Origin of the sequence: Microbacterium sp. M3, from assembly GCF_033548675.1 — a bacterium.
Lineage (GTDB): Bacteria > Actinomycetota > Actinomycetes > Actinomycetales > Microbacteriaceae > Microbacterium > Microbacterium arthrosphaerae.
The window spans coordinates 252,735-265,539 of the sequence record NZ_JAWTZT010000003.1; the positions used below are offsets into that span (position 1 = coordinate 252,735).

The 12,805-nt window shown below is 73.0% G+C and carries 12 protein-coding genes; 3 read left to right on the forward strand and 9 right to left on the reverse strand.

Translation table 11 applies throughout. The annotated features are described in order from the left end of the window. Window positions 1–17: 17 nt before the first annotated feature. Window positions 18–284, reverse strand: a complete 267-nt coding sequence (locus R8Z57_RS10965; protein ID WP_318353803.1) for a hypothetical protein — start codon at window positions 282–284, stop codon at window positions 18–20. Between the two features lie 110 nt (window positions 285–394). Between R8Z57_RS10965 and metX the strand changes: the two genes are divergently transcribed. Next, window positions 395–1,600 carry a homoserine O-acetyltransferase MetX gene (gene metX, locus R8Z57_RS10970; RefSeq protein ID WP_318353804.1) on the forward strand — a complete coding sequence of 402 codons (1,206 nt, stop codon included), beginning with the start codon at window positions 395–397 and terminating at the stop codon, window positions 1,598–1,600. Here metX and R8Z57_RS10975 read toward each other — a convergent pair whose 3' ends face one another. From R8Z57_RS10975 to R8Z57_RS10995, 5 genes are all read right to left on the reverse strand, one after another. Further along, window positions 1,601–2,365, reverse strand: coding sequence for an NUDIX hydrolase (locus tag R8Z57_RS10975; RefSeq protein ID WP_318353805.1), 765 nt, complete (start codon window positions 2,363–2,365; stop codon window positions 1,601–1,603). A gap of 88 nt (window positions 2,366–2,453) precedes the next feature. Beyond that, complete coding sequence (locus R8Z57_RS10980; protein ID WP_378723955.1) at window positions 2,454–3,683, reverse strand: MFS transporter; 1,230 nt, start codon at window positions 3,681–3,683, stop codon at window positions 2,454–2,456. Window positions 3,684–3,769: 86 nt separating this feature from the next. Beyond that, window positions 3,770–4,099, reverse strand: coding sequence for a thiamine-binding protein (locus R8Z57_RS10985; protein ID WP_318353806.1), 330 nt, complete (start codon window positions 4,097–4,099; stop codon window positions 3,770–3,772). A 53-nt stretch (window positions 4,100–4,152) separates the two neighbouring features. Beyond that, window positions 4,153–5,364 carry a hypothetical protein gene (locus tag R8Z57_RS10990; protein WP_318353807.1) on the reverse strand — a complete coding sequence of 404 codons (1,212 nt, stop codon included), beginning with the start codon at window positions 5,362–5,364 and terminating at the stop codon, window positions 4,153–4,155. 59 nt (window positions 5,365–5,423) lie between these two features. Beyond that, complete coding sequence (locus tag R8Z57_RS10995) at window positions 5,424–6,269, reverse strand: NAD(P)H-hydrate dehydratase (protein WP_404810350.1); 846 nt, start codon at window positions 6,267–6,269, stop codon at window positions 5,424–5,426. Between the two features lie 58 nt (window positions 6,270–6,327). On the opposite strand from R8Z57_RS10995, the gene R8Z57_RS11000 reads away from it, so the two are divergent. Next, window positions 6,328–7,407, forward strand: coding sequence for an NADH:flavin oxidoreductase/NADH oxidase (locus R8Z57_RS11000; RefSeq protein WP_318353809.1), 1,080 nt, complete (start codon window positions 6,328–6,330; stop codon window positions 7,405–7,407). 88 nt (window positions 7,408–7,495) lie between these two features. On the opposite strand, the gene R8Z57_RS11005 is transcribed toward R8Z57_RS11000, so the two are convergent. Then, on the reverse strand, window positions 7,496–8,554 hold the full coding sequence (locus R8Z57_RS11005) for a hemolysin family protein (RefSeq protein ID WP_318353810.1): 1,059 nt from the start codon (window positions 8,552–8,554) through the stop codon (window positions 7,496–7,498). Beyond that, window positions 8,551–9,879 (reverse strand): hemolysin family protein, encoded by a 1,329-nt coding sequence (locus tag R8Z57_RS11010; protein WP_318353811.1) that lies wholly within the window; start codon window positions 9,877–9,879, stop codon window positions 8,551–8,553. The genes R8Z57_RS11005 and R8Z57_RS11010 overlap by 4 nt, the downstream gene beginning before the upstream one ends. A 200-nt stretch (window positions 9,880–10,079) precedes the next feature. Here R8Z57_RS11010 and R8Z57_RS11015 point away from each other — a divergent pair, with 200 nt between their 5' ends. After that, a complete protein-coding gene (locus R8Z57_RS11015) occupies window positions 10,080–11,168 on the forward strand; it encodes a YihY/virulence factor BrkB family protein (RefSeq protein ID WP_318353812.1) in 1,089 nt (362 codons plus the stop codon). Between the two features lie 40 nt (window positions 11,169–11,208). On the opposite strand, the gene R8Z57_RS11020 is transcribed toward R8Z57_RS11015, so the two are convergent. Beyond that, window positions 11,209–12,669 carry a GuaB1 family IMP dehydrogenase-related protein gene (locus R8Z57_RS11020; protein WP_318353813.1) on the reverse strand — a complete coding sequence of 487 codons (1,461 nt, stop codon included), beginning with the start codon at window positions 12,667–12,669 and terminating at the stop codon, window positions 11,209–11,211. Window positions 12,670–12,805: the final 136 nt, after the last annotated feature.

The following is a 12,805-nucleotide window of genomic DNA, read 5'->3' on the forward strand; positions in this document are numbered from 1 at the left end:
CCGGGTGGCGGCATCCGTCATTCGGCGCCGTCTCCGGTACCGTCGTCCGCGCTGTCGTCCGCGCTGTCGAAGTCGGCCGAGAGCTGCTCGGCCGTCAGGTGCGCGCCCGGCTCCGGGCGGCGGACGGCCGGCTCGGCGCCGGTGTGCCACGGCGCCTCGTCGCCCCCAGCGGGATCGGAGGCCTCGTCGAGGAACACGTCGACGTCGTGGTCGAGGTCGTGCTCCTGCGGCGGCCGCGCGGGGCGCGGCTCGTGGGCTGGCATGAAGGGTTCAGAGGTCGACATGGGGCGTATCCTGCCATGCCCGTGTGACGCCTCGGCGGTGCGCCCGGGCGCACGACGGCACGCGCCGTAACAGACGGTGACGTGCAGGGCGCGCACGCGAGAATGGACCGATGGACTGGCAGACCTCCGAAGACACGGTGCCGAGCGCGCCCGTGACGGAGGCCGACGCCCGCCTGCTGGGCGGCCGTCCGCCCGCCACCGGCGCGTGGCGCGACGGCGACCCGGCGGGCGACCGGCATTTCGCCGCCTTCGGCGCGTTCCGCACCGAGGGAGGGCGGGAGCTGCCCGCTTACCGCCTCGCCTACGAGACCTGGGGCGAGCTCAACGCCGCGCGTGACAACGCCGTGCTCGTGCTGCACGCCCTCACCGGAGACAGCCACGTCCGCGGACCGGCCGGCGCGGGGCATCCGACGTCGGGCTGGTGGGACGACATCGTCGGCCCCGGCGCCCCCATCGACACCGACCGCTGGTTCGTCATCGCGCCGAACATGCTCGGCGGCTGCCAGGGATCGACCGGTCCGTCCTCCATCGGGCCGGACGGGTACGAGTGGGCCTCGCGCTTCCCCTACCTCACGATCCGCGACCAGGTCGCGGCGCAGGTGCGCCTCGCCGACGCGCTGGGGATCGACGTGTGGGCCGCGGTCGTCGGCGGGTCGATGGGCGGCATGCACGCCCTGGAGTGGTCGATCATGCACCCCGACCGGGTGCAGCGCCTCGGCGTCCTGTCGTCGCCGCCCGTCAACACCGCCGACCAGATCGCGCTGAACTCCGTGCAGCTCGAGGCGATCCAGATCGACCCGCGCTTCCAGGGCGGCGAGTACTACGACTCCGCCGACGGCGACGGACCCACGCGCGGCCTCGCCCTCGCCCGCCGCATGGCGCTGCTCAACTACCGCTCCCCCACCGAGCTCAATCAGCGCTTCCAGCGCACCTGGCAGTCCGGAGTCAGCCCGCTCGGGCACGGCGGGCGCTTCGCCGTCGAGTCGTACCTCGACTTCCACGGCAACAAGTTCACGCGCCGCTTCGACGCCAACTCGTACATCACGCTCGTCGAGGCGATGAACTCGCACGACGTCGGCCGTGACCGGGGCGGCATCGAGGACGCCCTCGCACGTGTCACCGCCACGGCGCTCGTCCTCGGCATCGACAGCGACCGGCTGTTCCCGATCGACGGGCAGCACCGCATCGCACGGGGCATCCGCCGCACCCTCGACGGTGACCGCGCCGTCGTGCTCTCGAGCGACTTCGGCCACGACGGGTTCCTCATCGAGACCGCCGCCGTGGGCGCGCACGTGCGGCGGCTGCTGGACGCCTGATCAGACGGTGCGCTGGTACCGCCAGGGCAGTGCGCCGATCTCGAGGCGATGCCGCGCCGGCGGGTGATCGACGGATGCCGGGGCCCCGGCATCCGCTTCGTACTCCTCGTCGCCGTGCCACAGCAGCACGGGCCCCTCGCCGCCGCGGCGCGCGACGGTCTCGAAGCGCGCCACCCCGCCCACACGCGCGGCCTCCTGAGCCGACGCCGCGTCGGCGTGGGCGCGCAGGCCGTCGAGCGTGACCCACGTGGGCGGGTAGAGCGTCGCCTCGCCGCGGCCGTGGCGCGCCAGCAGCTCGGCCGGCGACACCCACTCCGCGGCGACGGCCTCGTCGGGCGAGAGCGCCAGCTCGCCGGCGGGCGCGGGGGCGAGGAAGAACCAGGTGCGGATCCGCAGGGCGAGCCCGGGCGGCGGGTCCCAGCACGACAGCGTCGTCAGCCCGGCGGGGTCGAGACGCAGCCCGGTCTCTTCGAACGTCTCGCGCACACCGGCCCGGCGCGCGACCTGCTCCTCGCCGTCATCGGCGGTGAGGCGGTCGGCCTCCTCGAGCTTGCCGCCCGGGAACACCCAGGCCCCGGCGAACGAGCCGCGGTCCGGCCGTTCGATGAGCAGCACCTCGAGGCCGGCCGCGGCGTCCCGCAGCAGCACGACGGTCGCGGCGACCGGGATCGCCGGGTCGGTCGCGTCCTCCGGGCGACGGGTGCGCGCCCCGCCGATCGAGTCGCTGAGCGCCTGCAGCGCGCGGTCGGGCGTCGGTTGCGGCATCCGTTCACGCTAGCCCCTCCACCGGTCGCGTGCGCACCGGATGCCCGCCGGCGCGGGCGGCACCCGACGGGCAGCGGATGCCGCGGGCCTATGCCGGCACGAGCGCGCGGCGGCGTTCGGCGACGAGGCTCGCGATGGCGAGCAGCAGGCCGCCCCCGGCGAGCGCCACCCCGACCCATGCCGGCGCGGCGAAGCCCCACCCGGCGGCGATGACGACGCCGCCGAGGAGGGCGCCCAGGCTGTTGCCGATGTTGAGCGCGGAGTGGTTGAGCGCGGCGGCGATGGACTGATTGTCCTGCGCGACGTCCATCAGGCGCGTCTGGATCGTGGGGCTGAGCGCCGACGCCACGAGCCCCACCGCGAACACGAAGACGCCGAGCGCCCAGATCCACGGCGCGGTCACGGCGACGAGGGCGAGCGCGACGGCCAGGGCGACCAGACCGCCCACGAGCGTGCGCCGCAGTTCGACGTCGGCGAGGTGGCCGCCGACGAGGTTGCCGACCGTCATGCCGATGCCCATCACCACCAGCACGATCGGCACGACCCACTCGGCCGATCCCGCGACCTCGGTGACGAGCGGCGCGACGTAGCTGTAGACGGCGAAGAAGCCGCCGAAGCCGATCGCGCCCACCCCGAGCGCGAGCCAGACCTGCCCGATGCGGAAGACCTTGAGCTCGGCCCGCAGCGTGCGACTCGGATCGCCGGGATGCTCCGGCACGAAGAAGGCGATGAGCACCGTCGCGGCGGCGAAGATCGCGGCGACGACCATGAACGCGGCGCGCCAGCCGAGCTGCTGGCCGAGGTAGGTGCCCAGCGGGACGCCGACGACGTTCGCGACCGTGAGGCCGGTGAGCACGAACGCGACGCCTTTGGCCCGCATGCCCGGCCCGAGCACCTCGGCCGCGACGAGGGCGCCGATGCCGAAGTACGCGCCGTGCGGCAGGCCGGCGAGGAAGCGCGACACCGCCACCCATTCGAACGTGGGCGCGAGGAAGGTCAGCGCGTTGAAGACGGTGAGCGCCAGCGCGAGGCCGATCATCACGCGGTGGCGGGGGTACTTCGCCACCGCGCCGGCGATCGTCGGCGCGCCGACCACGACGCCGAGGGCGTACAGCGAGATGAGCCAGCCGCTCTGGGCGATGGCGTCCTCGCGGCTTGCGAGCCAGAGCTTCGGCAGCAGATCGGTCGCGACGTTCGGCAGTAGGCCCATCACGACGAACTCCGTCATGCCGATGCCGAAGCTGCCCACCGCGAGCGAGAGGAGCGCCCACGTCGCGGCCGAGGTGCGGGGCGCGGGCATCGGATTCGAGGAGGACACCACGTCACGTTAGCCGGGCCGTCGCACCGTGTCGAATCGATTCGGTCATCGCCCGACCCGCACGACGCTCACGGGCCGAACCGCCGTCAGCCGGCCTCGCCGCCGTCGCTCCCCTGGCGGTCGATCGCCGCCTCGAGCCGCTCGATCTTGCCGTCGAGCTCGCCCGAGTAGCCCGGGCGGATGTCGGCCTTCAGCACCAGCGACACGCGCGAGCCGTAGGCGGCGACGGCCTCGGTCGCTCGCTTGACGACGTCGAAGACCTCGTCCCACTCCCCCTCGAGCTCCGTGAACATCGACGTGGTGCGGTGCGGAAGGCCGCTGTCGCGGACCACGCGCACGGCGGCGGCGACGGCGTCGTGCACCGAGCCGTCGGCGTTGCCGGTTCCGCTGGGGGCGACGGAGAAGGCGACGAGCATGCGAACCTCCGGTTCTCGAGGGGATGAGCGGGCGACGGATGCCGCGGGCACCTCTACTCTCGCACCCGCTGGGTCACCGGTCGCGCGACGCCGACGCGTGCGAGGCGCACCACGACCCACCCGAAGAGCGCGACGAGCAGCGTGTTCCGCAGCACGAGCACCCAGACCTCCGCCGGGCGGAGCAGGAGGATCGCGTCGTACCAGAACGGGAAGATCAGCTGGGTCAGCCCCAGGATCCCGATCGCCAGGACGGCCGGCCGCCACCAGCGGCGACGATCCACGGCGAGGCCGACGACGATCGGCGCGACGAGCCAGGCCATGTACTGCGGCGAGCCGACCTTGTTGAGCACGATGAAGCCCAGGACGAGCGCCGTGGCCAGCGGCGGGAAGAGCCCGACGAACGTCGCACCCCGCCATGCCTTGAGGGCGCCGAGCGCCGCGATCGCGAGCATGCCGATGATCAGCACGGGGGTCATCACGGCGACCACCGCGTCGACGGCGGGGCCCTCGACCTGGAAGGTGATGAGGGCCTCGTCGTGGACGATCGCCACACCCGGTACGCCGGCGATGCCCATCAGCAGGTAGACAGCGCTCACCGGCGCCTCGATCTGGAGCCCGCGCGATGTCTGATCGCCGACGAAGCCGAACAGGTGCGCCCCGCCGCCCGCCAGCACGACGAGGGCGACCACAGCCGCCGAGACGACGGCCGCTCCCCCGACCACGGCGGAGCGCCGGCGCACGGCGATGACCGCCGCGGCGAGGAGAGCTGCGGGCCACACCTTGATCCAGGTCGCCACCGCGAGAAGCGCCGAGCCCACCCAGGGGCGCCCCACCAGCCACAGGGAGCCGGCCACGGCGAGCGGAACCGTCACGGCGTCCAGCCGGAACATGCCGACGCCGCCCAGTGCGAGCAGCGCCGCCAGCCAGAACCAGGCCGCCGTCAGGCGTCCGCGCGATCGCCCGCGACCGACGAGGAGCGCGAAGGCCGCGGCGTCCAGCGCGGTGACCAGCAGGCCCCACACCAGCGTGTAGTCGACCAGCGGCCAGAACAGCCCGGTGACGACGATCGGCAGGTGCGCCAGCGCGGGATAGATCCAGTCCTCGGTGATCCCGGGGAACGCCTGGCCGTTGAGCGTCTGCCACGCCCACCACCGGTACAGCTGGCCGACGTCCCACGAGGCGGCCCGGTCATCTGCGAAGCCGAGCCAGATGACGACGGCGTGCACGAGGACGAACGCGATCCACACCGCCGCCCGTCGCCCCACCCGACCATCCTACGGACGCCCGTCGCCACGGCCTCGACTGCCACGGCCGGTGCGACCTGTCAGCGTCGCAGGACCTCGGCGACCGCGCGCGGAAGCGCCTCGGCCACATCCAGCGCCGTGATGGGCCCGTCGCCGGAGACGGCCGCCGCGAGCACGCCGGCGCGGCCGTGGAGCCACGCGGCGGAGGCGGCGAGCGCGGCGAGGGACGCGGCATCCGTCGGCTCTTCGCGGGCCATCGCGCCCGCGACCACCGCGCCGATCGCACCGGCGAGCACGTCGCCGGTGCCCGCGGTCGCGAGCCACGGGGTTCCCGCCTCGACCGTCGCGGCCCAGCCGTCCGGGGCGGCGACGACCGTCGTCGACCCCTTCAGCAGGATCACCGCGCCCGTCGCCTCGGCCGTGCCGCGCGCGGCCTCCACGCGATCGGCGGGTGGATGCCCGAGGCCGAGCGCGGTGCGCAGGCGCGCATGCTCGCGGTCGTGCGGGGTCAGGATGCGCGGCGCCGTCGCCTCGGCGGCCAGGTCGAGCGCACCCGCGTCGACGACGACCGGGTTGGTGTCGGACAGCACGCCCCGCAGCGCCGCCGTCTCGGACGCGGCGCGGGTCGAGGCATCCGTTCCCGACCCGATGACCCACGCCTGGACGCGTCCCTCCGCCGTGACGGTCTCGGGCCGGCGCGCCAGCACCAGTCCGGCCGGCCGCTCGGGACCCAGGTAGCGCACCATGCCGAGGCCCGTGCGCCACGCCGCCTCGACCCCCAGTACGGCGGCACCCGGGTAGGCCTCCGAGCCGGTGCGCATGCCGAGCACCCCTCGGGAATACTTGTCGTCGGCGGCGGTTGGCCTTCGCAGAGCGTGAACACAATCGTCGCGCGTCCATGTCGGCACTGCCCGGGACGACTCCATACGGTCCAGTATCGGGGCCGCTGTCGTCCCGCGCACGGCCCCTTCCCCCGGAGAAACGATGAGCCGCCTCTTCACCCCCCTCACGCTCCGCGACGTCACGGTGCGCAACCGCCTGTGGGTGTCGCCGATGTGCCAGTACAGCGCCGTGGACGGCGTGCCGCAGGAGTGGCACCACACGCACCTCGCCCAGTTCGCGTCGGGCGGCGCCGGGCTCATCGTCGCCGAGGCCACCGCCGTCTCGCCCGAGGGACGCATCTCGCCCGACGACACCGGCCTCTGGAACGACGAGCAGCGCGACGCGTGGGCGCCGATCGTCGCAGCGATCCGCCGCCGCGGCGCTGTCGCCGGCGTGCAGCTCGCGCACGCCGGGCGCAAGGCCTCGACCTGGTCGCCGTTCTCGGGCCGCCGGGGCTCCGTCGCCGCCGACGAGGGCGGCTGGACCACCGTGGCGCCGTCGGCCGTCGCGTTCGACGGCTACGCCGAGCCGATCGCGCTCGACGCCGCGGGCATCGACGCCGTCGTGGCCGACTTCGCGGCGGCCGCGCGCCGCGCCGTCGAGGCCGGCTTCGAGGTGCTCGAAGTTCACGCCGCGCACGGCTACCTGCTGCACCAGTTCCTCTCCCCGCTGTCGAACCTCCGCGACGACGAGTACGGCGGCTCGCTCGAGAACCGCGCGCGCCTGCTGCTGCGGGTGCTGGACGCGGTGACGGATGCCGCGCCCGGCGTTCCCGTGATCGTCCGGTTCTCGGCCACCGACTGGGCGGACGGCGGGTGGGACGCGGCCGAGACCGTGACCGTCGCGCGCTGGGCCGCCGAGCGCGGCGCGGACTTCTTCGACATCTCCAGCGGCGGCCTGGTCGCGCACCAGCGGATCACCACCGGCCCCGGGTACCAGGTCGACCTCGCCGCCCGCGTGCGGCGCGAGGCCGGCGTGCCCGTCAACGCGGTCGGCATGATCGACGACGCCGCCCACGCCGAGCGCGTGCTCGCCGAGGACGCGGCCGACGCCGTCATGGCCGGCCGCGAGTGGCTGCGCGACCCGCACTACGGCCTGCGCGCCGCCGCCGAGCTCGGGGCCGACATCGACTACTGGCCCGCGCAGTACCTCCGCGCCCGCCCGGCGGTCTCTGCTCGCTGAGCGAGCGCGACGAGACGAGACGTCGCGGACGGATCCGGCGACGTTTCGTCTCGTCGCTGCGCTCCTCGCTCAACGACGGCGGTGAGGCTCAGAAGAGGCGGCGACGCGTGGCGTCCTGCACCTCGCCGATGAGCTCCTCGATGATGTCCTCGAGGAAGAGCACCGCCGTGATCTCGCCGGTGTCGTTGCGCACCTGAGCCAGGTGCCGCCCGGCGCGCCGCATGAGCGCGAGGGCGTCCTCGAGGTCGGTCGACTCGAGCACCGGCACCATGTGGTGGATGCGCTTGGGCGGGATGGTGCGCGCGACGTCGGTCGCGGCATCCGGCCCCTCCGCCGCGCGCAGGATGTCCTTCAGATGCACGTAGCCGAGCGGGGTGGCCGCCTCGTCGACGATCACGTACCGCGAGAAGCCGTGCTTGGCGACGGCGCGCTCGATCTCGTCGGGGGTGGTCGTCGCGGGCAGCGTCACGAGCGCCGACAGCGGCACGGCGATGTCGGCCGCCTTCTTGTCGGTGAACTCGACCGCCGCGGCCACCGTGCCCGCGGCGTCGTCGAGGACGCCCTCGATGCGCGACTGGTTCACGATCGTCGCGACCTCCTCGAGGGTGAAGGTCGAGGCGGCCTCGTCCTTCGGCTCGACCCGGAAGAGGCGCACCACGTGGTTGGCGATCCAGTTGAGGGTGACGATGACGGGGTGGAACAGCTTCGACACCCACACCAGCGGCGTCGCGAGCATCAGCACCGCGCGATCGGGCACCGAGAACGCCAGGTTCTTCGGCACCATCTCGCCGAAGACGACGTGCAGGTACGACACCAGGATCAGGGCGACCGCGAAGGCGATGGCGTCCACGACCCCCTCCGACCAGCCGGTGAGCCCGAGCGGCTCGGCCAGCAGGTGGTGGATCGCCGGCTCCGACACGTTCAGGATCAGCAGCGAGCAGATCGTGATGCCCAGCTGACTGGTCGCGAGCATGAGCGTCGCGTGCTCCATGGCGTACAGCGCGGTCTTGGCCGAGCGCGAGCCCTTCTCGGCGAGCGGCTCGATCTGCGAACGGCGCGCCGAGATCACGGCGAACTCGGCGCCGACGAAGAAGGCGTTGGCGATGAGCAGCACCACCAGCCAGGCGATTCCGGCCCAGTCGTTCATCGGCGCTCACCCCCCTCGGTCGGCTCGGCATGGGGCATCGGGGTCGGCACGAACCTCACCCGGTCGACGCGGCGGGAATCCATGCGCTGAACCTCGAGGCTGCCGTCCTCGATCTCGACCGTGTCGCCGACGGCGGGGATGCGCTCGAGGACGCTCATGATGTACCCGCCGACGGTGTCGTACACGTCCCCTTCGGGGATGCGGATGCCGGTGCGATCGCGCACCTCGTCCGGCCGGAGCTCGCCGGGGAAGATGACGGTGTCGTCGACGCGCACGATGCCGGCGCGGCGGCGGTCGTGCTCGTCGAGCACCTCGCCGACGATCTCCTCGACGAGGTCCTCCAGCGTGACGACGCCCGCCGTGCCGCCGTACTCGTCGACGACGATCGCCATCTGGTAGCCGCGAGCGCGGAGCTCGGCGACGAGGGCGTCGAGGTGGACGGTCTCGGGGAAGCGCAGGGGCTCGGTCGCCAGCGCGGCCGCGGGCACGTCGGCGCGGCGCTCGCGCGGCACGCCCACGGCGGCCTTGAGGTGGACGACGCCGGTGATGTCGTCCATGTCCTCGCCGTACACCGGGAACCGGCTGTGGCCGGTGCGACGGGCGAGCTGGATGACGTCCTCGGCGGAGTCGTCTGCGGCGAGCGCGTGGATGCTGGGGCGCGGCGTCATGACGTCGGCCGCGGTGAGGCGGGCGAAGGTGAGGCTGCGGTCGAGGAGCGACGCGGTGTCCTCCTCGAGCACGCCGGCGCTCGCCGACCGCCGCACGAGGCTCGAGAGCTCCTCGGCGGTGCGGGCGCCCGAGAGCTCCTCCTTGGGCTCGATGCCCACCGAGCGCAGCACGCCGTTGGCGCTGCCGTTGAGCACCACGATGGCGGGGCGGAACACGGTCGTGAACGCCACCTGGAACGGCATCACGAGCTTGGCCGTCTGCCGCGGGATCGCCAGGGCGAAGTTCTTGGGCACGAGCTCGCCGATGATCATCGAGAACACCGTGGCGATCGAGACGCCGATGACGGCGGCGAGCGGCCGCGAGACGCCGCTCGGGACGCCCCACGCGTCGAAGACCGGCGCGAGCAGGTTCGAGATCGCCGGCTCCATCGTGTAACCGGTGAGCAGGGTGGTCAGGGTGATGCCGAGCTGCGCGCTCGACAGGTGCGTCGAGGTGATGCGCAGTGCGCTGATCGTGAGCGACAGCCGCGTCTCGCCCGCGGCCTGGCGGGCTTCGAGGTCGGCCCGGTCGAGGTTCACCAGCGCGAACTCGCTGGCGACGAAGAGTCCGGTGCCGATGGTGAGCAGGAGCCCCACGCCCAACATGACGTAATCCATCACACGTCACCCCCGTCGATCGGGGTGGAGGGTCGGTGGGGCGAGGGTCTACAAGGAGGAGGGTCGTCCATCGTGCCGACAAGTCTACGCGCCGAGCCGGCCCGGGCGCGTGTCAACCCCCTTCGCCCGTCGGCCGCTCTCCGCCGAGGATGGTCGGCCCGGCGCCCCACCGCCGGACGGCACGACGAAGCGGAGACGCCATGACCACGACGGACCACCAGCGCGACGGACGAGGGGCCCCGGACCCCGAGCACGGCGACAAGCCCGACACCCCCGCGCAGATCGAGAAGCGCTCGTGGAAGTACGTCTTCGTCAAGACCATCCGCGAGTTCTCGGCCGACGAGTGCACCGACATCGCGGCGGCCCTCACCTACTACTCGGTGCTCGCGATCTTCCCGGGGCTCGTCGCCGTCTTCTCGATCTTCGGCCTCATCGCCGGCAACGGGCAGGCCACCGACGCGATCCTGGGCGTGGTGGAGTCCGCGTCGCCCGAGACCGCCGAGACGCTGAGCGGGCCGCTCGAGCAGCTCGCGGACTCCCCCGCCGCCGGCTGGGGGCTCGTCCTCGGCCTCGTGCTGGCGATCTGGTCGGCGTCGGGCTACGTCGCCGCCTTCAGCCGCGCGATGAACCGCATCTACGAGATCGAGGAGGGGCGGCCGTTCTGGAAGCTGAAGCCCGCCCAGCTGCTCGTGACGGTGATCGGCGTCGCCCTGATCGTGGTGGCGCTCGTGCTGCTCGTCGTGTCGGGCCCGGTCGCCGATGCCGTGGGCTCCGCGCTCGGACTCGGCGAAGCCGCCACCACGATCTGGTCGATCGTGAAGTGGCCGGTGCTGGCATTCATCGTCGTGCTGATGGTCGCGATCCTCTACTACGCGACGCCCAACGCCAAGCAGCCGAAGTTCCGCTGGATCAGCCTGGGCTCGCTGCTGGCCATCCTCACCCTGGTCGTGGCGTCGGTGCTCTTCGGCCTGTACGTCGCGAACTTCTCCAACTACGACCGCACGTACGGCTCGCTGGCGGGCGTGATCATCTTCCTGCTGTGGCTGTGGATCGCGAACATCGCGCTGCTGTTCGGCGCGGAGTTCGACGCCGAGCTCGAGCGCGGTCGCCAGCTGCAGGCGGGGATCGCCGCGGAGGAGGACATCCAGCTCCCCCCGCGCGACACCCGCAAGAGCGACAAGGCCGCCGAGAAGGCGAAGAAGGACGTCGAGGAGGGCCGCCGCATCCGCGAGGAGCACGACGGCGACGATGAGCCGGCCGACGCGCGCGATCGGCGCTCCGGACGGTGACGAGGAGGACGGATGCCGCGGGCCGCGGCATCCGTCATCCTCACCAGCTGACGGGCAGCGCCTTGCCCTCTTCGTAACCCGCCGCCGACTGCAGGCCGACGCGGGCGCGGTCGTGGAACTCGGCCACCGTCGAGGCGCCGGCGTAGGTGAACGACGAGCGCACTCCGGACGTGATCATGTCGAGCAGGTCCTCGAGCCCCGGGCGCAGCGGGTCGAGGTAGATCCTCGACGACGAGATGCCCTCGGCGAACAGCTCCTTGCGCGCCAGCTCGTAGGGGTCGAGGCGGCCGAACCGCTCGTGCACGGCCTTGGTCGAGGCCATGCCCCACGACTCCTTGTAGGCGCGCCCGGCGTCGTCCAGCTGCAGCTCGCCGGGCGCCTCGATGGTGCCGGCGAACCACGAGCCGATCATGACGGATGCCGCACCCGCCGCCAGCGCCAGCGCGACGTCGCGCGGATAACGGACTCCCCCGTCGGCCCACACGTGTGCGCCCATGACACGCGCCGCCTCGGCGGTCTCGAGCACGGCGGAGAACTGAGGGCGGCCGACCGCGGTCATCATGCGCGTCGTGCACATGGCGCCGGGCCCGACGCCGACCTTGAGGATCGTCGCGCCGGCGGTGACGAGGTCGTGGACGCCGTCGGCGGTGACGATGTTGCCCGCGGCGATCGGGATGCCGAGGTCGAGATCGGCGACGGCGCGGAGGGCCCGCAGCATGCCCTCCTGGTGCCCGTGCGCCGTGTCGACCACGAGCACGTCGACGCCGGCGGCCGCCAGCGCCTGCGCCTTGGCGGCGACGTCGCCGTTGATGCCGACGGCCGCTGCGACGATGAGGCGCCCGGACGCATCGACGGCAGGGCGGTACAGCGTCGAGCGCAGCGCGCTCCGCCGCGAGAGGGTGCCCACGAGGTGGCCGTGGTGCAGCACGCACACCGTCTCGGCCTCGGCGGCGACGATCACGTCGAACGCGTGGCGCGCGCTCTCGATGTCGTCGGCGTCGACGGATGCCGCGCGCCCGCGCGCCAGGTCGCCCAGGCGCGCGTCGGCCAGGGCGGTACCCAGGCGCGCGGCGGGGACGACGCCGAGGATGTCGTCCGCGTCGATCCGGCCGGACGTGCCGGCGGTGGCCACCACGATGCCGTGGCCGTCGGTGGGCGGGAGCAGCCGCGCGGCGTCGGCGACGGTGGCGTCCGGCGGCAGCACCAGCGGGGTGTCCCACGCCACCGGCTGCGCCTTGACCCAGCGGATCGCGGCATCCAGCTCCTGCAGCGGCATGTCCTGCGGGAGGACTCCCAGCCCGCCGCGGCGCGCGAGGGTCGCCGCCAGGCGCGCGCCCGTCACCGAGTTCATGTTGGCCGAGACGAGCGGCAGCGTCGCCGTCGTGCCGTCGCCGGGGGCGAGGTCGACGTCGAGGCGGCTGGTGATCGCCGATCGCCGGGGGACGAGGAACACGTCCGAGTAGGTCAGGTCGACGTCGGGTGCTTCGCCGTAGAACTCCATGACCGCCAAGGGTAGTGACAGTTCCTGTGCGGATAATCCTGCGCGTTCTTTCAGTCTGCGAGAAGTCAAGGGCCGGAACCGCCCGCCGAGACTGGGCTAGGCTTAACCGTCGTGTGTGAGGGCGATCCGCGCCCCC

Coding starts and splice junctions, on each gene's coding strand:
- metX (WP_318353804.1), top strand. CDS start 395: ATGGACTGGCAGACCTCCGAAGACACGGTGCCGAGCGCGCCCGTGACG.
- R8Z57_RS10985 (WP_318353806.1), bottom strand. CDS start 4,099: ATGCTCGTCGCCTTCTCCGTCGCCCCCAGCGGAACCGGCAACGCCGAC.
- R8Z57_RS10965 (WP_318353803.1), bottom strand. CDS start 284: ATGTCGACCTCTGAACCCTTCATGCCAGCCCACGAGCCGCGCCCCGCG.
- R8Z57_RS11020 (WP_318353813.1), bottom strand. CDS start 12,669: ATGGAGTTCTACGGCGAAGCACCCGACGTCGACCTGACCTACTCGGAC.
- R8Z57_RS10995 (WP_404810350.1), bottom strand. CDS start 6,269: ATGGAGTCGTCCCGGGCAGTGCCGACATGGACGCGCGACGATTGTGTT.
- R8Z57_RS11010 (WP_318353811.1), bottom strand. CDS start 9,879: ATGGATTACGTCATGTTGGGCGTGGGGCTCCTGCTCACCATCGGCACC.
- R8Z57_RS11005 (WP_318353810.1), bottom strand. CDS start 8,554: ATGAACGACTGGGCCGGAATCGCCTGGCTGGTGGTGCTGCTCATCGCC.
- R8Z57_RS10975 (WP_318353805.1), bottom strand. CDS start 2,365: ATGCCGCAACCGACGCCCGACCGCGCGCTGCAGGCGCTCAGCGACTCG.
- R8Z57_RS11000 (WP_318353809.1), top strand. CDS start 6,328: ATGAGCCGCCTCTTCACCCCCCTCACGCTCCGCGACGTCACGGTGCGC.
- R8Z57_RS11015 (WP_318353812.1), top strand. CDS start 10,080: ATGACCACGACGGACCACCAGCGCGACGGACGAGGGGCCCCGGACCCC.